15 protein-coding genes are annotated in these 20452 nt (G+C 63.8%); 8 read left to right on the top strand and 7 right to left on the bottom strand.

The window, feature by feature from the left end; all coding sequences use genetic code 11:
• The first annotated feature begins 262 nt into the window (after nucleotides 1-262).
• The 5 genes from C2U37_RS22175 (at nucleotide 263) to dedD (ending at nucleotide 6596) form a co-directional block, all read left to right on the top strand.
• Nucleotides 263-2389, top strand: coding sequence for a FimV/HubP family polar landmark protein (locus C2U37_RS22175; RefSeq protein ID WP_104453076.1), 2127 nt, complete (start codon nucleotides 263-265; stop codon nucleotides 2387-2389).
• A gap of 166 nt (nucleotides 2390-2555) precedes the next feature.
• Entirely contained in the window at nucleotides 2556-3365 is an 810-nt protein-coding gene (gene truA / locus C2U37_RS22170; RefSeq protein WP_104453075.1) for a tRNA pseudouridine(38-40) synthase TruA, read from the top strand.
• A gap of 119 nt (nucleotides 3366-3484) precedes the next feature.
• Entirely contained in the window at nucleotides 3485-4348 is an 864-nt protein-coding gene (gene accD, locus C2U37_RS22165; protein WP_104453074.1) for an acetyl-CoA carboxylase, carboxyltransferase subunit beta, read from the top strand.
• A 2-nt stretch (nucleotides 4349-4350) separates the two neighbouring features.
• Nucleotides 4351-5610, top strand: a complete 1260-nt coding sequence (folC, locus tag C2U37_RS22160; protein WP_199770485.1) for a bifunctional tetrahydrofolate synthase/dihydrofolate synthase — start codon at nucleotides 4351-4353, stop codon at nucleotides 5608-5610.
• Nucleotides 5611-5789: 179 nt separating this feature from the next.
• A complete protein-coding gene (dedD, locus tag C2U37_RS22155) occupies nucleotides 5790-6596 on the top strand; it encodes a cell division protein DedD (protein WP_069785214.1) in 807 nt (268 codons plus the stop codon).
• 113 nt (nucleotides 6597-6709) lie between these two features.
• Here dedD and C2U37_RS22150 read toward each other — a convergent pair whose 3' ends face one another.
• From C2U37_RS22150 to C2U37_RS22135, 4 genes are all read right to left on the bottom strand, one after another.
• A complete protein-coding gene (locus C2U37_RS22150) occupies nucleotides 6710-7054 on the bottom strand; it encodes a TusE/DsrC/DsvC family sulfur relay protein (RefSeq protein ID WP_029314727.1) in 345 nt (114 codons plus the stop codon).
• A 122-nt stretch (nucleotides 7055-7176) separates the two neighbouring features.
• Nucleotides 7177-9318, bottom strand: a complete 2142-nt coding sequence (gene yccS, locus C2U37_RS22145; RefSeq protein ID WP_104453072.1) for a YccS family putative transporter — start codon at nucleotides 9316-9318, stop codon at nucleotides 7177-7179.
• A 264-nt stretch (nucleotides 9319-9582) separates the two neighbouring features.
• Nucleotides 9583-10239, bottom strand: coding sequence for a Bax inhibitor-1/YccA family protein (locus C2U37_RS22140; RefSeq protein ID WP_010675134.1), 657 nt, complete (start codon nucleotides 10237-10239; stop codon nucleotides 9583-9585).
• Nucleotides 10240-10402: 163 nt separating this feature from the next.
• A complete protein-coding gene (locus C2U37_RS22135) occupies nucleotides 10403-11341 on the bottom strand; it encodes a helix-turn-helix transcriptional regulator (RefSeq protein WP_202395052.1) in 939 nt (312 codons plus the stop codon).
• 130 nt (nucleotides 11342-11471) lie between these two features.
• Here C2U37_RS22135 and C2U37_RS22130 point away from each other — a divergent pair, with 130 nt between their 5' ends.
• The 3 genes from C2U37_RS22130 (at nucleotide 11472) to C2U37_RS22120 (ending at nucleotide 15175) form a co-directional block, all read left to right on the top strand.
• Nucleotides 11472-13628: a TonB-dependent siderophore receptor gene (locus tag C2U37_RS22130; RefSeq protein WP_104453071.1), complete on the top strand. Its 2157-nt coding sequence runs from the start codon at nucleotides 11472-11474 to the stop codon at nucleotides 13626-13628.
• 97 nt (nucleotides 13629-13725) lie between these two features.
• Nucleotides 13726-14772, top strand: a complete 1047-nt coding sequence (locus C2U37_RS22125; protein WP_104453070.1) for an alpha/beta hydrolase — start codon at nucleotides 13726-13728, stop codon at nucleotides 14770-14772.
• Nucleotides 14773-14941: 169 nt separating this feature from the next.
• Nucleotides 14942-15175 (top strand): DUF6719 family protein, encoded by a 234-nt coding sequence (locus C2U37_RS22120; protein ID WP_102983837.1) that lies wholly within the window; start codon nucleotides 14942-14944, stop codon nucleotides 15173-15175.
• Nucleotides 15176-15279: 104 nt separating this feature from the next.
• On the opposite strand, the gene prpF is transcribed toward C2U37_RS22120, so the two are convergent.
• From prpF to prpC, 3 genes are all read right to left on the bottom strand, one after another.
• The gene (gene prpF, locus C2U37_RS22115; RefSeq protein ID WP_104453069.1) at nucleotides 15280-16479 is read right to left on the bottom strand and encodes a 2-methylaconitate cis-trans isomerase PrpF; all 1200 of its coding nucleotides are present in this window, start codon (nucleotides 16477-16479) and stop codon (nucleotides 15280-15282) included.
• 157 nt (nucleotides 16480-16636) lie between these two features.
• Nucleotides 16637-19255, bottom strand: a complete 2619-nt coding sequence (acnD, locus tag C2U37_RS22110; RefSeq protein ID WP_199770484.1) for a Fe/S-dependent 2-methylisocitrate dehydratase AcnD — start codon at nucleotides 19253-19255, stop codon at nucleotides 16637-16639.
• Nucleotides 19255-20412, bottom strand: coding sequence for a bifunctional 2-methylcitrate synthase/citrate synthase (prpC, locus tag C2U37_RS22105; protein WP_069785208.1), 1158 nt, complete (start codon nucleotides 20410-20412; stop codon nucleotides 19255-19257). The genes acnD and prpC overlap by 1 nt, the downstream gene beginning before the upstream one ends.
• Nucleotides 20413-20452: the final 40 nt, after the last annotated feature.

Genomic DNA, 20452 nt, shown 5'->3' with positions numbered 1-20452 from the left:
CCCCGCCTTGATGTGGGCGCCCTGGCCCCGGGATGTGACCGGGAACCCACTCTCCGGTTTTTGGAATACCGTGTGATATCAGTGGACTAGGTTTTTTTCTACACTCTGGTTCGCGTCTGGGGCTGCTTTCTGGTCGCCGCCGGGCGCGAAATATGTCGGATCGCTGGCTTGAGACCGGCGCCTGATTTATATTGAGCCGATTGTTTTGGGGTAACTATCCAGATTTTTCAATGTGATAGGGCCGTCATACGAAGGAACGAATATGGGACATTCCCGCATAACGCTGGCAACGCTACTCGCATTGGGGCTTCTGGGCACGGTTCAGGCCGAAGAGGGGGCGCGAGAACCCTTCTTTGTCGAACTCAAGGGACCGGATGGCTCACCGCCCCCCGCGGTGCAACCAGAGCCCCGGGCCCAGCCCGTGGCGCCCGTCACCCTGCCCAGAGCCGAGCCCATCGTGCGTCAGGTGCCTGCTGCGTCGGCTGGCAGTTATGGTCCCGTGCGTCCCACCGATACCCTCTGGAGTCTGGCGAGCAAGCATCGCCCGTCCAACCGGGTAAGCGTCTACCAGACCATGGTGGCCATCTATGACAAGAACCCCCGAAGCTTCGCAGACGGCAACATCAACCATATTCTGGTGGGTTCCCACATCCTGCTGCCCACCGCCGCAGAGGCGGGGCGCATCACGGATGCCGAAGCACGCCGTCGCTTCAACAGCGACAACGCGAGCTGGAAGGGGCTGAGCCCCAAATACCTGGCCAACAAGCAATCCCACGTCGCCCAGCCGGTGGTGAGCAAGCCTGCTCCGGCCAAGCCGGCTGTGGTGGCCAAGAATACACCGCCCAAGGCGGCGCCGATCCCGGCGGCACCCAAGGCGACGGCTCCTGCCCCCGAGGTGAAGGAGACCACCAAAGCGGTCGTCTCCACTCCCGTGGTGGTGAGCGGTGCTGCGAGCAGCGCCGCCAGCACGGCGCCGGCGCCCCTGCCCGCCACTGCGGTGGGCAAACCTTCCACCGAGATGGCGCTGGCCCTGGAAGATGCCAACGCCCAGCTCGGCCAGGTCACCGAGATGAACCACAGGCTCAAGCTGCGCTTGCAAGCCCTGACCGAAGAGGTGGAGACCCTCAAGGCCCAGTTGCAGGATCAGACCGCCCTACAAAAAGAGGTGGCGGAACTCAAGGCCAATCCGACGCCTCCCGTGGTGGCGCCTGTGCCCAAACAGAGCTGGCTGATGGAGCTGCTCTCTTCGCCGCTCAATCTCGCCATGATCATCCTGCTGCCGGTACTCCTGGTGCTTGCCCTGGTCACGCTCTGGCTGCGTGCTCGTGCTCGCCGCGAGCTGGAAGAGCAGGAGAAGAGCCTCTCCGAGTCGACCTCCATGGTCATGGGAGACGAGAACAGCGAGTTTGATCAGTTGATGACGGTGGGCATCGCGGATGACGAGCCCCTCCATGGCATGCCGGATCTCAACGAGCCGGAAGTGATCAGGAAGCAAGATGGCGCCAGTGCTGCCGCCGATGTCATCTTCCGGGATGACGAGACGGCGCTCTCCGCTTTTGATGTGGAGCCTGCGGTGACGACGGCGAACCGGGATCCGGATCTGGTGCCCGAGCTGGATCTGGCCCACGAGGGGGACTTCGATCTGCCCGTGGTGCCGGAACTCGATCTCTCCGACGAGCCCGCCTCCTCTGCCCGTGGTCATGACGAGATCATGACCGAAGAGGAGCTGCAGGCCGCCCTGTTTGCCGAGCTGGACGCGGATCTGGAAGCGGATCTGGCCCAGGCACAGGAGGAGAGTCGCAGCCAGCGTGACGAGACACTGGCCAACTTCGATCTGAGCGATCTAGAGACCGGGTTTGGCGAGCCGACCGACGATGAGCTTGCCGCCAAGGCGCCGCACATCGACGAGACGGGGTTTGGCAAGGACGATGTGGACGACATGCTGGCCGAGCTCGGGCTGGAGCCCACCAAGCCGGCGGCGTCCGAGTGGGATCCCAGCGAGCTGGCCCTGGCGGACTTCGAGGATGCCTTCGCCGAGGTGGAGTCCCATCAGGGGGAGGTGAAACCCCGCGAGCAGGTGCAAGACAGCGACTTCGTTGAAATCGACAAGCTGCTGGCCGATGCCGATGCCAGCAGCACGGAGCAGGAACCCTATCAGGGCTTCTCCCTGGATGTGGGGCTGGACGGTTTCCCCGAGGTGCTGCCGGAGTCCAACGGCTTTGATGTGGATGCCGATGACGGTGGGGTGGGGGCCAAGTTGGATCTGGCCCGGGCCTACCTCGAGATCGACGACAAGGAGAGCGCCCGTGAGCTGCTGGAAGAGGCGGTGGCCCAGGGCAGCGAGCACCAGCGCAGCGAGGCGCAGAAGCTGCTCAAGCGCCTGGGCTAGGCAGGCCCTTGTCATCCATGCACCAGAGAGGGCAGCCCGCGGGCTGCCCTCTCGCTTTGGGGGCCCCGCACCGCGGCCTCGCCCGGTCTGGGACTTTTGAGCCCGAGCGCGTATAATCCGCCCCGTTTCTTTCACTGCATCCTTTCATCAGAAGACACCGTTACCCATGCGAATTGCCCTTGGTATTGAATATGACGGCAGCCGGTACTTCGGCTGGCAGCGCCAGCGCGAAGTGATCAGCGTTCAGGAGGAGCTGGAAAAAGCCCTCAGCCGCATCGCCAACCACCCCGTCTCCATCCAGTGTGCCGGTCGCACCGATGCGGGGGTGCATGCCACCGGCCAGGTGATCCACTTCGATACCGAGTCGAACCGCGCAGAAGGCGCCTGGACCCTGGGGCTCAACTCCAACCTGCCCCCTGACATCGCCGTGCGCTGGGTCAGGGAGGTGGACGAGCATTTCCATGCCCGCTTCAGCGCCACCGCCCGTCGCTACCGCTACGTCATCTACAACCACAACTACCGGCCGGCCATCCTCGGCAGTGGCGTCAGTCACTACCACGAAACCATTGATGCGGATCTGATGCATAAGGCCGGCCAGAGCCTGCTGGGGGAGCATGACTTCAGCACCTTCCGGGCCGTCGCCTGCCAGTCCAACACTCCCTGGCGCAATGTGACCCACCTGTGTGTCAGCCGTTCCGGCCCCTACATCGTGCTCGACATCAAGGCCAACGCCTTCCTGCATCACATGGTGCGCAACATCACCGGCTCCCTGCTGCTGGTGGGGCAGGGGCTTCAACCGGTGGAGTGGATTGCCGAGGTGCTGGCGGCGAAGGATCGCAACCTGGCGGGCCCGACCGCCAAGGCGGGCGGCCTCTATCTGGTGGATGTCGATTACCCGGCCGAATTCGGGTTGCCCCGGCCGCCCCTCGGCCCGCTGTGGCTGCCGGACTCGGCACCGGGTACGACCAGTTTTTAGTAACTGGGCCCGAAAATTTGTGGTTTAATGATCCGTCGTTTATTGCCATCGAGCCGTTAAGTCATTGAACAATCAAGGCTCGATGTGTTTTGTCAGGCACAAATGCATTAAGGAATTCCATGAGCTGGCTTGAGAAGATCCTTCCCAAGAGCAAGATCACCACACCGCGTCGTCACAACATTCCGGAAGGGGTGTGGACCAAGTGTACTGCTTGCGAACAGGTGCTCTACCGGGCAGAGCTGGAGCGCAATCTCGAAGTGTGCCCCAAGTGTGACCATCATATGCGCATCAGCGCACGTGCCCGTCTCGAGAGCTTCCTCGACGCAGAGGGACGCAGCGAAGTCGCGGCCGAGCTGGAGCCGCAAGACATCCTGAAATTCAAGGATTCCAAGCGCTACAAGGATCGTTTGTCTGCCGCCCAGAAAGAGACGGGCGAGAAGGATGCGCTGGTGGTGATGAAGGGGACCCTCAAGGGGGTACCGGCCGTCGCCTGTTCATTCGAGTTCTCCTTCATCGGGGGCTCCATGTCCTCCGTGGTCGGTGCCCGCTTCGTGCGCGCCGTCGAGGAGAGCATCAAGGAGGGCCGCGGTCTGGTCTGCTTCTCCACCTCCGGTGGTGCGCGGATGCAGGAAGCCCTGTTCTCCCTGATGCAGATGGCCAAGACCAGTGCGGCCCTAGATCGCCTCACCAAGGCGGGCCTGCCCTTCATCTCCGTGCTGACCGACCCCACCATGGGTGGCGTCTCCGCGAGTCTGGCCATGCTGGGTGACATCAACGTAGGCGAACCCAAGGCGCTGATCGGCTTTGCCGGCCCCCGCGTCATCGAGCAGACCGTGCGCGAGAAACTGCCGGAAGGCTTCCAGCGCTCCGAGTTCCTGCTGGAGAAGGGCGCAATCGATCTCATCATCGACAGGCGCGAAATGCGCAACCGTCTGGCCGGTCTGCTGGCCAAGCTGATGAACACTCAGGTCATCGAAGACTGAAGATGAGTTCACACATGCAACAATCCCAAAGCCGGTCGCTGGTCGACTGGCTTTCTTATTTGGAGCAGATCCACCCGGCCAACATCGACATGGGGCTGGAGCGGGTCGGCACGGTTGCCCGCCGCATGGGCCTCACCGAACTGCCGTTCAAGGTGATCACGGTGGCGGGCACCAACGGCAAGGGCTCCTCTTGCGCCATGGCGGCCAGCATCCTGATGGCCGCCGGCTACCGGGTCGGTGTCTACTCCTCCCCCCATCTGCTGCGCTTTACCGAGCGGGTGCGCGTCAATGGCCAGGAGCTGGCCGATGGCGATCACTGCGCGGCCTTTGCCGAGGTGGAAGCCGCCCGGGGCGACATCGCCCTCACCTTCTTCGAGTTCGCCACCCTGGCGGGTCTGTGGCTGTTTCGACGCGCCGCGCCCGATGTGCTCTTGCTGGAAGTGGGGCTGGGGGGGCGGCTCGACGCCACCAATGTGGTGGAATCGGACGTCGCCCTGATCACCTCCATTGCCCTGGATCACTGCGACTGGCTCGGGGATACCCGGGAGGCGGTGGCGGTGGAGAAAGCTGGCGTCTATCGCAAAGGTAAACCCGCCATCAGCGGGGAGCCCAATCCGCCGTCGACCATCGCCAGCGAAGCGGCGCGCCTCGGCGCCTGCCTGCGTCAGGTCGGCATCGATTTTCGTGGTGACGAGCATGAAGGTGACTGGGATTATCACGGCCTGCACCACTGGTCGGGATTGCCCAAACCGGCCCTGCCGCTGATGAATGCGGTCACCGTGCTGGCGGCCCTGGAGTCCCTCGGTCTGCCATTGGCGGAGTCCGCCATCCGCGACGGCCTGGCCAATGCCCGCCTGGCTGGCCGGATGCAGCAGTTGCAAACCTCGCCGCTGGTCATCGTCGACGTGGCCCACAATCCCCACTCTGCGGCCTATCTCGCCAGCCAGCTGCGCCAGCGCCCCGGCAAGGGCAAGCGCCGCGCCGTGGTTGGCATGCTCAAGGACAAGGACATGGCGGGGTCGCTGGCCGAGCTTGACGGTCTGATTGACGAGTGGTTCCTGGCAAGCCTCCACGGCCCGCGCGCGGCCACGGCCGACCAGTTGGCGACGGCCTTTGGCAGCGGCCGGGGCGCGGCGCTCACCTTTGCCAGCGTGGGGGATGCCTACGGCGCCGCCTTGGCCACATCGAGTCCTGACGATATGGTCATTGTGTTCGGCTCGTTTTACACTGTCGCCGACGTGCTGGCTCTGGGCTCGGTCTGAGCCGTTCGCTCCCCTGGCTCCGTCAACGTGACGACGGGCCGGGTTTTGCACTGGATAATCCCCTTTCAGGCCAAGTGGGTGGCGAGGGACCCGGCTTCGCCAGCCGGCGTGAGGGGAGGCGTTCTTTGCGAAGTGTGCAAGATTGCAATGGATCCTAAGTAACATGGGTGGAAATTAACTTGGCTTCGAAGTTTCAAAACAGATTGGTGGGGACCGTCATCCTGGTCGCCCTGGTGGTCATCTTTCTGCCGGACCTGATGGACGGCAACAAGCTGGAGCAGAAGGACGAGGCCTTCGCCAAGATCCCCCTGCGTCCGGAGCTCGAGCCCGCCAAACCTGCGCTTCAGGTCTCGGCGGCGAGCACCCTGCCGGCCGAGCATCTGGCGAGTCAGCAGCAGGCCTCTGCCGCGACCCAGTGGCAGGTAGAGGAGATTGGCGATACCGTGACCCTGGCCAATCAGGGGGGAGCCAATCCAGCGGGAGCCAGTCAGGCTCCCATCACCCAGCAGCAGCCGGTACAGGCCGTGGCGCAACCCAAGCCCCAGCCCAAACCCGAGCCCAAGCCGGAAGTGATCGCCAAGAAACCGGTGGAGCAGCCCAAACCCAAGCCGGTGCCAACCAAGCCGGTAGAGGTGCAAAAACCGGTGGAGGCCAAGCCACAGGCGGGCCAGATCAAGACCATGGATGATCTCATCGCGAGCAAGATGGCCCAGCCGACTACGGCACCGGCGGCAGCAGCCCCGGCTCAGGGGAGCTGGATCCTGCAGCTCGGCGCCTTCAAGAATGCAGACAGCGTCAATGCCCTGGTGAGCAAGCTGAGGGCGGCGGGCTACTCGGCCCAGACGTCGCCGAGAACCCCGGTGCAGGGGCAGATCAACCGGGTCTTCATCGGGCCGGATGTCTCCAAGGCCAAGTTGCAGGGCATGCAGAGCCGGATCAGCCAGATGACGGGCTTGAGCGGCTCCGTGGTGGCCTACAACCCCTGACAGCATGATGAAATGAAAAGACCGCGCCTCATGGCAACATGGGCGCGGTCTTTTTTTGTGTCCAACACGGGGGAGGCAGTGTGGCTATCGGGCTATCGGGCTGCCGAGGAGGCCTAGATGCACTTCACCGGCTTGGGGAGGCCTGCGATCTTGGTGGCCTGCTTGGCGGGGCCTTCCGGGAACAACTTGTAGAGGTAGCGGCTGTTGCCCTTCTCCGGGCCATACTGCTTTTCCATTGCCTTGACCAGGGCGCGGATGGCGGGGGAGGTGTTGAACTCCAGATAGAAGGCCCGTACGAAACGCACCACTTCCCAGTGCGGATCCTCCAGCACTATCCCCTCTTTCTCGGCCAGCACCAGGGCCAGCGCCTCGCTCCATTGCTCGCTGTGGCGCAGATAGCCCTGGGCATCGGTCTCGATGAGTTGGCCGTTGAACTGCAAATGATGTGCCTCGGACATGACGCTTCCTCGAAAAGGCTATCTCAATGGGGCGGGCATGGTAGCGCCTTGCGTCCCGTCCGGCAACCGGGGCGGCGCTTGGCGCCTGCCTCGGGCGGGACAGGCCCGGCGGCTATGTCCGGCTAGGTTCGACCCTGACCTGTCAGCAACTGGCCGTCGTTGGCCAGCATCAGCAGCTCGTCTGCCAACTGGCTGATGAGGGTGAGCTGCTGGCTCAGCATCAGCTGCTCCTCGCTGCTCTCCGGAGCGATGGCCGGACAGGCTCCCGCGAGCGGCGTCGGCATCTCCCCCGCCAGGTGACCGGCGGCCTGCTCCAGGGTCTGGCTGATGTGGCGGCTTATCTCCTCCAGCCCCTCGATGGGCTCGAGTTTGTCGCGATGGGCCCCAAGCGCCGAGATATAGGAGAGCAGGGCATGGTTGCGCCAGGTGAGAGTGAAACAGAGATCCAGGAAGCGGCGGCGTTTGCTCGGCTCCACCAGCATGCTCTGCCAGGCCATGGCCAGCTCGCTGTCGGCGAGGTGGGCACACTTGCGGGCCACCCGGTAGTCCAGGGATTCATCCCGTTGGCGATGCAGGCTGGCGAGTACCGCCGAGAGGTACTTCGCATTGGCGGACAGGGAGTTGGCGATAAGGGTCGGCAACCGCTTGTATTGCCAGTCGGGCCAGAGCCAGGCCACCAGGGCGTAGGAGAGCAGGCAGCCGAGCAGGGTATCGAGCAGCCGGGGTCCGAGGATGGCGAAGCCGATGCCATCCAGCAGGTTGAACGCCATCAGCACGTAGAGGGTGATGAAGCAGACGGCGGCGCTGTAGTTGCTGCGTACCTGGGTGAAGAACAGGAAGGCGGCAAGCCCCATGATCCCCAGTTGCAGGTGCAGCTCGGGGAAGAACCAGAGCACGGGCACGCCGATGAGGATACCGGCGAAGGTGCCGAGCATCCGCTGCACCAGACGACGGCGGGTGGCGCTGTAGCTCGGCTGGCAGACGAACAATACGGTGAGCAGGATCCAGTACCCCTTGTCCAGGTGAAACGCCTGCAGAATGCCATAGCCCACTACCAGCCCGAGGGAGAGCCGCAGGGCATGGCGAAACACCATGGAGTTCGGGGTCAGGTGCTGCCTGAGCAATGCCAGCAAGGGCAGGGCGACCGGCCGTGCCAGGGGAGGCAGGCTGGTGGGCGGCGCGGCGGGGTTTTGCAGATCTTCGGCGCTTTGCAGCAACTGGTTGATGCTGGCCAGGTTGCGACGCAGGAACTTCATCGGTGTCAGCAGGGTCTTGGGGTAGTGCTGCTTGAGGTGGGTGAACTCCAGCTGATCGCCGAGGGCCTCCAGGGTCCAGTGAATGCGTTTGTGGTGGGTGTAGGGCTTGTGCACCAGGATGGCGTAGCCAAGCTGCTGACAGGCGTCGGCAAGCTGTGACAGCACCTCCTGGAAGCCGTCGAGGACGATGCCCTGCTTGAGCTCCGCTTCCAGCTTGCTGTAGGGGTAGTGGCTGGAGGTGGCCCGCTCCTGGATCTCCAGGGCAAGCAGGTATAGGCGCAGCAGGCCCGCAAGCTCGGGGGCAACCCCGTGGCGGCCGGGGGCATGAAGACGGGCATTGAGCGCCGTCTTGGCCTGGTTCAGGGCATTGACCAGGTTGATGTTGAGCTGGGCCAGATTGTGGCGGATGGCCTGGGCGCCGTGTTCGTCGGCCGGGAAGAAGCGGGATTTCTCCTGCAAGTAGCGGGCGAGGGCGAAGTAGCTCTGGGCCAGTTGCTCGTGCAGGGTCTTGTAGGGCAGCAGCCAGAGCCAGACCAGGGACACCAGGCCGTACCAGAGGGCCCCGGCGCACAGGGCAAGCGGCTGATAGAAGAGATCCGGCGCCTTGGCAGCCCCCAGCATGGTGTAGATGGCAATCAGCAGGGAACCAAAGCTGATGGTGGCGTAGCGTTGGCCGAGGGCACCCACCATGACGAAGATAAAGGTGGAGCCCGCGAGCCCGATGGCAAAGAGCCAAAGAGTGGGGAAGAGATACTGCACGCACAATGAGGCAAACAGGAAGCAGAGCAGGGTCATGGCGAGGTTCTTGACCCTGCCCCAGAGGCTGTCGTCGGTCTCGGCGATGGCGCCGGCCACCACCCCGAGGGAGAGCAGCACGGTGAGCTGGATGTCACCGGTAGCCAGCGCGAAGGCGAGCAGTCCCGCGATGGCGAGCAGGACCTTGAGGGCGAAATAGATGTGGCTGTCTGTCAGCAGCCGGCGCAGCAGGCCGGAAAAATCCATCGGCATGCTAGGCACCACCCTTGAACGAGGTGAAATCGATGTGGCTGTCGGTCAGCAGACGGCGCAATAAACCTGAGAAGTCCATGGGCATGGGATGAAGGCAACCCTTGAGCGAAACGAAAGCGACAGCATAACCTGTCGATAACGAAACGGCCCTGATTTGGATCAGGGCCACTTCGCTTCATATCCTTGATTTGCAACTTATCCTGACAGAAATGGGCGTCAATAAAAACCCCGCCGAAGCGGGGTCTTGTGCATATCAAGCATCCATCAGTTGCGGTTGCCGCCAAGCAGGCTCAGCAGGCTCAGGAAGATGTTGTAGATGGAGACATACAGGGTGACGGTGGCAGAGATGTAGTTGGTCTCGCCGCCGCGCACGATCTGCTGGGTGGTCAGCAGGATGGCGCCGGAGGAGAAGAGCATGAACATGGCGGACAGGGCCAGGCTCAGGGCGCTCATCTGCAGGAAGATGTTGGCGACCATGGCAACCAGCAGTACCCAGAACCCGACGAACAGCATGCCGCCGAGGAAGGAGAGATCCCGCTTGGTGGTCAGGGCATAGGCAGACAGGCCGAAGAAGGTGAGCGCAGTACCGCCCAGCGCCGTCATCACGATCTCGCCGCCGCCGTTGTTCATGTACATGTTGATGATGGGGCCGAGGCTATAGCCCAGCAGGCCGGTCAGGGCGAAGGTGAACACCAGCCCCATGCCGTTGTCACGGTTCTTCTCGGTCAGGAACATCAGGCCGTAGACACCGATGAGGAACACGGCCCAGTGCAGGGGCGGCATGTTCATGACGGTTGCTACCCCGGCTACCACGGCTGAGAAGCCAAGAGTGAGGGAGAGCAGCATGTAGGTGTTGCGCAGCACCTTGTTGGTGTCGCGCACGGCACCCTGGGTGCCAGTGTAGATAGAACGGGTATCCATCTTGATGTCCTCTTGATTTCCGGGGTGAAGCGACCAGTTGTGCTTCGTTAACGCATTGTATGCACTGAATGTGTGGATGACGAGCGCTGATTTCAAGCGCCACCCCACCTGCGTGGTGCCTACTATCCCAGAGCAAAGATGTATTGCGCATGAACAAGGAGGCTCAAGGCGTTGCAGAGGGCGCCTGTTCCTGCTCTTTACCCTGTCTGGCGATCCGCGTCGGCGAGAAGCCGAACTGCTTTCTAAACGCCGTGATGAAATTGGCCACATGGTCATAGCCGGCGTGGGCGGCGGCCCCTTGCAGAGAGAGGCTGCGCGCCTCCAGCCTGGCCCGCGCTTCTTGCAGCTTTCGCTGGCGAAGGTAGCGCTGCAGGCTCATGCCCAGCTCTTTTTTTGCGGCTCGCTGCAAGGTGGAGACGCTCATGCCGAGGGTGGCCGCGATCTCGGTCAGGGTCATCTCGTCCACTTTTTCATCTCTGAGCAGCATCTTGAGGCGCGTCGGTTGCTCGTTCTGGCGCTGGCAACAGGGGGAGGCGGCCTGCTGGAGGTTGGTCATCAGGCTCTCCCAGACACTGAGGGCAAAGGCCTTGCGCATCAGCATCTCGGAGGCGTTCTGGCTGCTGGTGAGATTGAGCGCTTCCGCAATCTGTCCAAGGGCAGCGGGCAGGGTCCAGTCGACGCGGCTCAGATGGCGGCTGAAGGTCTGTGCGAAAGCCTTGCGATGCGCCTGTGCCAGATTGTGGGCGAGCCAGGTGTGGTCCAGGGAGAGGACGATGCTGCGGCTGCGCACCTGGGCTTTGGCCGCCCCCTGCACGATGTCGGGCTCGGTATAGAGGATGGCGGTTGCCACTATGGGGTCGGACTCGTGGAAGCGGCACCCCTTGAGCCTGTGAGTGGCGCCATAGGTCATCAGGGCCCGGCTCTCGAGGGGAATGGCGATGATCAACTGCGGCGGCAACTCCCGCTCGGTGGCGAAGTCTGCCTTGTGAACGATGTCCTTGTTGTGAAAGCGAAGACCCTCCTGGATCACCAGGTTCTCCACCCTGCCGGTGAAGCGGCCTCGCTGGCGTGCGCTGGTGTCCCTTGCCACTGTGTCAGTCATGTGCAATTTGACCATGTCGAAGAGTGAAATGACCACACCGCAAAACTGCGGCGGAAGATGGAGTGATATATTAGCCCCCGGAAAATTAAATGAAAATGATTATCATCTCTATCTTGGGGTCACTCTTACTATGGTTGTCTTGAAGGATAAAGCGCGAAGCCCGCTGGCTCTGGCCATCTCTGCCGCTCTGGCCGTCACCGTTGCCGCCCCGGCAGGGGCACACACACCGGACATCAAGCCGGACGAAACCCTGGTCGTCTATGGCAATCCACTCTACGGGATGTCGCCGTCGGAGGAGACGGGAGGCTATGGGGTCGACTCGGCCACCGTCGGCACCAAGACGCCGGCGGCCCTCAAAGACATCCCCCAGTCGATCACCGTGTTGACCAACGACTACATCGAGGAGCGCAACTTCGTGGCGGTGGACGATCTGGCCAAGTACACGCCGGGTCTGCGCACCCTGGTCAACGACAGCGGTCGCTCCTCCATCTTCTCCCGCGGCTATGAATACGACGAGGTGAACCTCAACGGTCTGCCATCGCCCATGCAGAGCAAGTACGGCACCCTGCCGTCGCTGGCGGCGGTGGATCGGGTGGAGATCATGCGCGGCCCCTCCGGCCTCTTCAACAGCACCAGCGAGCTGGGGGGCGTGATCAACATGGTGCTCAAGCGTCCGACCGACGCCTTCAAGGGCTCGGTCACGGCGCGCTATGGCAGCTGGGACAGGCATTACCTGGAGGCGGACATGGGGGGCGCACTCAACGACGAGGGTTCCCTGCGCGGCCGCGTCGTGGTGGCCAACGCCGACATCAAGAACCAGGTGGACTACAACAACAACGACAACGGTACCTACTACGGCACCCTGGAGTTCGATCTCTCGGATCGCACCCGGCTCTCCGTCTACGCCCTGCACCAGACCAAGGACATCCTGCCCACCAACGGCCTGCCGGCGTACAAGGACGGCTCCCTGCTCGACATCGGCCGCAGCACCTACCTGGGGTCGGCTGAAGACTTCTTCGACGCCGACACCACGGATGTGGGGGCCTCGCTGCAACACGCCTTTGCCAACGGCGGGGTGGGTCAGGTCTCGGCCCGCTACATGGATCACGACATGCGGCTGGAGCAGACCTTCACCAACGGCCCCGTGGACGCGGCGGGCAACACCGGGCTGATGTTCAACGGCCAGGGGAACCAGCAGAAGAACATGGCCTTCGATGCCAACTACAGTCAGATGTTCGATCTGTTGGGGCACAAGAGCGAGTTTGTGCTGGGCTCCGACTACAAGCGCTACGAGTCGGACATCCAGACCTACACCAACCGCAACCTCGGCAAGATCAATGTGTTCGATTTCGACCCGACCCGGGTCGCCAAGCCGGACTACAGCTACACCAAGAATGACCATGAGGAGCAGTCGGAGCTCGGTCTGTATGGCAAGGTGACCTGGCGTCTGCTGGAGCCGCTGGCGGTGATCACCGGGGCCCGCGTCTCCTGGTACGATCTGGATGCCGTCAGCACGACCCTGAGTTCCGGAGCCCAGAGCGGCGAGTCCAGTGCGTTCAACGGCAAGCTCACCCCCTACGCGGGGGCCGTCTATGACCTGAGCGACGAACACGCCTGGTATGCCAGCTACTCCAAGGTGTTCAAGCCCCAGACCAGCCAGGACGAGAGCGGCAACCTGCTCAAGCCCCGGGAGGGCAGCCAGTGGGAGACCGGCATCAAGTCCTCGCTGCGTGACGGCCTGCTCAACACCCGGGCGACCCTCTTCCTGATGAAGGACGACAACATCGCGGCCCAGGCCTACGACGATCAGGGCATTGCCATCACCAACACCTACTGGGCGACCGGCAAGGTGGAGACACAAGGGGTGGAGCTGGAGGCGAGCGGCTATCTCAGCCAGAACTGGATGGTGATGGCCGGCTATACCTTCACCGACATCGAGGAGAAGGCCGGGGATCACAACCCGAAATTCGACACTATCCCCCGTCACGCCCTCTCACTCTGGACCGACTACCACCTGGCCAACTGGGTGCAGGGGCTGCACCTCGGGGCAGGCATGACGGCGGTGAGCGACTACGGCTTCAACCAGAAGGGGGTCGAGACCCATCAGGGGGGCTATGCCCTGTTCGATGCGGCGGTGCGTTACGAGATCAACGACAGGATGCAGGCGACCCTGAACCTCTACAACCTGCTCGACCGGGAGTACTTCTACCGGGTCGGCTCCACCAGCACCTTCAACATGTACGGCGAGCCGGCGAACCTGATGGCAGGCTTCACCTACAAGCTGTAACGACCGACGACAGCAGGGTCTGCGGGCCCTGCTGCCGTCTCTGTGCGCCGCCCTACGGGGGATCCCCAAGGCTGGCGACACAATCCTGGTTCATCCAATGACAAGACTCATCATCCTGCTGCTCACCATGATCACACTCTCTTCTGCCCAGGCAGACATGCTCCACTACGCCCAGCGCTTCACCCACCATTCGGCCCTGCTGGGGGAGACGCGGCAATACAGCATCTCCCTGCCCCAGGAATATGAACGCGAGCCCGGGGCTCGGTTCCCCGTGCTCTATCTGCTCGACGGGGAGAAGAGTCTGCTGGAGGTTGTCGGCATCACCCGGGCCCTGCGGGCCGGGCTCAATCCGGCGATCCCCCCCCTCATCATCGTCGCGGTCCACAACACCGACCGGATGCGGGATTACACCCCGAGCCACACCATGACCTTGCCCAATGGGTCACCGGCGGGGCCCGGCTATGCCGTGACGGGGGGCGGGCCCCGATTCCTGCGCTATCTGAGTGAGGAGCTGCGCCCCCTCATCGAGGAGAGGTTTCGGACCCGGGCGCCGGCCCTGCTGGTGGGCCACTCCCTCGGCGGCCTGCTGGCGCTCGATGCACAGGCGCAAGATAGCGGCCAGTTCCAGGGAGTGATCGCCATCGACGCCAGCCTCTGGTTCGATTACCCCCGCAATTACGAGCGCATCGCGTCGGAGTTGACCGGGCCGCTCAGGCACGCCTCCTCGCTGTTCATGGCGGTGGCCAACAACCCCTTCACCCCGGGATTCGGGCGCTCGGCGTTTCACCGGGATCGCCTGCAGCAGTTTGCGCGGCGGGTAGTGGGGGCACCCGGCGCAAACCTGCACGTCACCAGCCGCTACTTCGAGGAGGAGGATCATCACAGCGTCTATCACCCCGCCGTCTATCAGGGACTCCAGTGGCTGTTTCAGGGCTACCGGCTGGATCTGGCGCCCGGGCACTTCAGCCGACAGGGGGTGATCGCCCGCTTTGATGCCTTGAACCGCCACCTCGGCAGCGCACTGCGCCCGGAGCTGGGGAGCCTGCGGGACATCAGGGAGAAGGCCGCGCGCTGGCCGCAGATGGCGATCTCCGTGGACGAGGCCGATGCCCTGCTGACCCACTACTACGGGTCGAAGCCGTGAAAAGCCGATATTTTTGCCTGTGTCTGGAATCGTCACAACGGCGCCGGAGACGGGTGTCGGTCCGGCGCCATCCCTGGGTAGACTGCCGAAACGAGGGGCGCCGGGTCGGTGCCCCGACAGAGGCAGGGAGTGAGCGATGGCGGTTGCAGTTGCAGGAAAGAGGGGAGGCATGCTGGCTCTGTGGTGCGGCGCACTCCTGATGTCGGGGTGCAGTGGGTTTGCGCCTGCGCCCATTCCCGTCACCTATCTGAGTCAGGATCCGCCCCCAGGCAGGCTGCCCCTTGGGGAGACCGCCTATGTGGATGACGGTCGCTGCCCACCCGGGCAGGTCAAGCGGCTCATCGGCGGGGACGCGAAGCACAATGTGCCAAGAAAGGTGGAGTGTGTGGCAAGACCGCAATGATGATGTGCTTCTCACTGCATGAAACATCCAAAAAAGAGCTCTGAGGCAGTCGCCTTGGGGCTCTTTTCGTCTGGCTGGCCTGGTCGGTGTGATGCCGCAGCGGGCTAGAAGGCATCTCCAGGGACCCGCACCCAGCCTTCCATCAGGATGCGGGCGGAGCGGGACATCACCGCCTTGGTGACCGTCCACTGTCCCGCTACCTGCTCTGCCTGGGCTCCGACTCTCAGGGTGCCGGAGGGGTGGCCAACGCGCACCGCTTCGCGCTCGCCACCCCCGGCGGCCAGATTGACGAGGGTGCCGGGAATGGCCGCCGCCGTGCCGATGGCCACGGCGCAGGTGCCCATCATGGCGTGGTGCAGCTTGCCCATGGAGAGGGCCCGCACCAGCAGATCGATCTCGCCAGCAATAATCTCCTTGCCGCTGGCGGTGCGGTAATCCTTGGCGGGTGCGACGAAGGCAATTTTCGGGGTGTGCTGGCGAGTGGCCGCCTCTTCGGGGCGCTTGATGAGCCCCATGCGCAGGGCACCGGCAACCCGGATTGCCTCGAAACGTGCCAAGGCCTCGGGGTCCGTGTTTATCTGCTCGCGCAGCTCGGTGCCCTCATAACCGATCTCCTCGGCGTTGACGAACACCGTGGGGATGCCGGCGCTGATCAGGGTGGCTTTCAGTACGCCGCTCTTTACAACAGACGCGGGTACCTCCAGATCGTCCACCAGATTGCCGGTGGGGAAGAGGGCGCCACCGTCTTCACCCTCGTCGGACGGGTCGAGAAACTCCAGTATGATCTCGGCGGCGGGGAAGGTCACCCCGTCCAGCTCGAAATCGCCTGTCTCCTGCACCTGGCCGTTCGTCACCGGCACGTGGGCGAGGATGGTCTTGCCGATATTGGCCTGCCAGATCCGCACCTTGCAGGTGCCGTGCTCCGGGATGCGGGACGGGTCCACCAGGCCGGCGTGGATGGCGAAGGCCCCGGCGCCGGTGGAGAGGTTGCCGCAGTTGCCGCTCCAGTCCACGAATGCCTTGTCGATGGCGACCTGGCCGTAGAGGTAGTCCACATCGTGATCGGGTTGCTGGCTTTTGGAGAGGATCACGCACTTGGCTGTGGAGGAGGTGGCCCCCCCCATGCCGTCCATGTGGGCGCCGTAGGGATCGGGGCTGCCGATGACCCGCAGGAAGAAGGCATCCCGTGCCGGGCCCGGCTGCTGGCAGCGCTCGGGCAGGTCAGATAAGCGAAAGAAGACCCCCTTGCTGGTGCCGCCGCGAAGGTAGGTGGCCGGAATTCTGACTTGTGGTATGTGGGCCATAGAGAGTGTCCTGAAAAGAGTCATAGATCCTGCTGCCTCTGGGAGAAGGTACCCGAAGGGCGGATGAGGAGACTTTCCCCTCATCCCAACCCTCTCCCAAAGAGAGAGGGTGCTTTATGCCTTCCCCTTTTTCAAAGGGGCGGAGCGGGGTTGCGATTTAGCTTGCGGCCTTTTGCGCAGCCGACGCCAGGAAGTCCTGGGCGAAGCGTTGCAGCACGCCGCCCGCCTCATAGACCGAGACCTCCTCGGCGGTGTCGAGGCGGCAGGTCATGGGCACCTGGATCGCTTCGCCGCTGCGACGGCGGATCACCAGAGTGAGATCGGTGCGCGGCTGGCGCTCCCCCACCACATCGTAGGTCTCGGTGCCATCGAGGCCCAACGTGAGGCGGGTGGTGCCCGGTTTGAACTCGAGCGGCAGCACCCCCATGCCGATGAGGTTGGTGCGGTGAATGCGCTCGAAGCCTTCTGCCGCGATCACCTCCACCCCGGCAAGGCGCACCCCCTTGGCTGCCCAGTCCCGGGACGAGCCCTGACCGTAGTCGGCACCGGCCACGATGATGAGGGGCTGCTTGCGTGCCATGTAGGTCTCGATGGCTTCCCACATCCGCATCACTTTGCCGTCCGGCTCGACGCGGGCGAGGGACCCTTTCTGCACCACGCCGTTCACCACCGCCATCTCGTTGACCAGCTGGGGGTTGGCGAAGGTGGCGCGCTGGGCGGTCAGATGATCGCCGCGGTGGGTGGCGTAGGAGTTGAAGTCCTCCTCCGGCAGGCCCATCTTCGCCAGGTATTCCCCCGCCGCGCTGCCGGGCAGGATGGCGTTGGAAGGGGAGAGGTGGTCTGTGGTGATGTTGTCCGGCAACAGCGCCAGGGGCCTCATGCCGCGCAGGGTGCGCTCGCCCGCCAGTGCCCCCTCCCAGTAAGGGGGGCGACGGATATAGGTGCTCTGCGGACGCCAGTTGTACAGGGGCGTCACCTTGGGACCCTGATCCTCTTCCTGGGTGAACATGGGGATATAGACCTGGCGGAACTGGGACGGCTTGACCGACGCCTTGACCACGGCGTCGATCTCTTCATCAGACGGCCAGATATCCTTGAGGCGAATTTCCTTGCCGTCCACCACCCTCAGCATATCTTTTTCAATGTCGAAACGGATGGTGCCGGCGATGGCGTAGGCCACCACCAGGGGGGGCGAGGCGAGAAACGCCTGCTTGGCATAGGGATGGATGCGGCCGTCGAAGTTGCGGTTGCCCGACAGCACCGCTGTGGCGTAGAGGTCCCGCTCGATGATCTCCTGCTGGATGGCGGGATCCAGGGCACCGGACATGCCGTTGCAGGTGGTGCAGGCAAAGGCCACGACGCCGAAGCCGAGCCGCTCAAGTTCCTCGTCCAGTCCCGCCTCTTTCAAGTAGAGGGCGACTGTCTTGGAGCCAGGGGCGAGGGAGGATTTGACCCAGGGCTTGCGGCTGAGGCCGAGCCGGTTGGCGTTGCGGGCCAACAGGCCTGCGGCAATCACGTTGCGCGGGTTGCTGGTGTTGGTGCAACTGGTGATGGCGGCGATGATGACGGCGCCATCGGGCAAGAGGCCGTCAGCCTCCTGGGCACGAGCCTTGTCCAGATCCACCGCGATGCCCCGCGTGGCAAGTTCGGTCACCGGCAGGCGACGGTGGGGGTTGGAGGGGCCCGCCAGGGTGCGCACCACGCTCGACAAGTCAAAGTGCAGCACCCGCTCGTACTGGGCGCCCGCCAGGGCATCGGCCCAGAGACCGGCCTCCCTGGCATAGGTTTCCACCAGCCTGACCTGCTCGTCGTCACGGCCGGTGAGCTTGAGGTAGTCGAGGGTCTGCTGGTCGATGAAGAACATGGCCGCGGTGGCGCCATACTCCGGCGCCATGTTGGAGATGGTGGCCCGATCGCCGAGGGTGAGGGCGGCGGCGCCCTCCCCACGAAACTCCAGATAGGCGCCGACTACCTTCTGCTGGCGCAGGAATTCGGTGAGCGACAGCACCAGGTCGGTGGCGGTGATGCCGGGTTGCGGCTTGCCGGAGAGCTCCACGCCGACGATCGAAGGCAGCCGCATCCAGGAGGCGCGTCCCAGCATGACGTTCTCGGCTTCCAGCCCGCCCACCCCCACCGCGATGACGCCGAGGGCATCCACGTGGGGGGTGTGGCTGTCGGTGCCGACGCAGGTATCCGGGTAGGCCAGACCGCGATCGGCGTGGATGACAGGGGACATCTTCTCCAGGTTGATCTGGTGCATGATGCCGTTGCCTGGCGGGATCACCTCGATGTTCTTGAACGCCTGCTTGGTCCAGTTGATGAAGTGGAAGCGATCCTCGTTGCGGCGATCCTCGATGGCGCGGTTCTTCTCGAACGCCTGGGGGTCGAAGCCGCCGCACTCCACGGCGAGGGAATGGTCGACGATGAGCTGCACCGGCACGACCGGGTTCACCTGGGCGGGATCGCCCCCCTGATCGGCGATGGCGTCGCGAAGGCCAGCGAGGTCCACCAGGGCGGTCTGCCCCAGGATGTCGTGGCACACCACCCGTGCCGGGAACCAGGGGAAGTCGCGCTCGCGCTGGCCGAAAACGATCTGGCCGAGGCACTCGTCGAGGATGGCCGGATCGCATTTGCGAACCAGGTTCTCGGCGTGGACGCGGGCGGTGTAGGAGAGCCTGTCCCAGGCGCCGGGGGCGATGGCGTTGACCGCCTCCCTGGCATCGAAGTAGTCAAGCTGTGTGCCGGGCAGGGGCTTGCGATATTGCGTGTTGATCATCACTTGCGCTCCTTGAGCGGCACGAACTGGAGATCCTCCGGGCCGACGTAGTTGGCGCTCGGGCGGATGATCTTGCCGTCGATGCGTTGCTCGATGACATGGGCCGACCAGCCTGAGGTGCGGGCGATGACGAACAGCGGGGTGAACATGGCGGTGGGCACCCCCATCATGTGGTAGCTGACGGCGCTGAACCAGTCGAGGTTCGGGAACATCTTCTTGACTTCCCACATGGTGGACTCCAGCCGCTCGGCGATGTCGAACATCTTGGTGTTGTGCTGCTCCTGGCTGAGCTCGCGCGCCACCTCCTTGATTACCTTGTTGCGGGGATCGGAGACGGTGTAGACCGGGTGGCCGAAGCCAATGACCACTTCTTTTTTCTCGACCCGGGCGCGAATGTCGGCCTCCGCCTCGTCCGGGTTCTCGTAGCGCTTCTGGATCTCGAAGGCCACCTCGTTGGCGCCCCCGTGCTTGGGCCCGCGCAGGGCACCGATGGCTCCCGTGATGCAGGAGTACATGTCCGAGCCGGTGCCGGCGATGACGCGGCCGGTGAAGGTGGAGGCGTTGAACTCGTGCTCGGCGTAGAGGATGAGGGAGGTGTGCATGGCGCGCACCCAGGAGTCGCGTGGCTTGTGCCCGTGCAGCAGGTGGAGGAAGTGGCCGCCGATGGAGTCGTCGTCGGTCTCCACATGGATGCGTTTGCCGTTGTGACTGAAGTGGTACCAGTAGAGCAACACGGAGCCGAGACAGGCCATCAGCTTGTCGGCGATGTCCCGGGCGCCCGGGTGGTTGTGATCGTCCTTCTCCGGCGACAGGCACCCCAGCACGGAGACGGCGGTGCGCATCACGTCCATGGGGTGGGCGGAGGGAGGCAACTGTTCCAAGGCGGTCCTCACCCCGGTTGGCAGGCCGCGTAGGGCCTTGAGCTTGGCCTTGTAGGCGGCGAGCTCCGCCACATTGGGCAGATGGCCGTGCACCAGCAGGTGGGCTATCTCTTCAAATTCGCAGCTGGTGGCCACGTCCAGGATGTCGTAGCCACGGTAGTGCAGATCGTTGCCGCTGAGGCCCACGGTGCACAGGGCGGTATTGCCGGCGGCGGTGCCGGAAAGGGCGACGGATTTCTTCGGCTTGAAGCCGGTGGTTTCGGGCAGGGCGCTCATCACATGTTTCCTCATTCAGTCCGTTGATGCGCCAGCCGCC

The organism is Aeromonas sp. ASNIH1, assembly GCF_002934285.1.
Taxonomy (GTDB): Bacteria; Pseudomonadota; Gammaproteobacteria; order Enterobacterales; family Aeromonadaceae; genus Aeromonas; species Aeromonas caviae.
The sequence above is the reverse complement of the archived record's forward strand: the minus strand, read 5'-3'. Positions and strand labels throughout refer to the sequence as shown.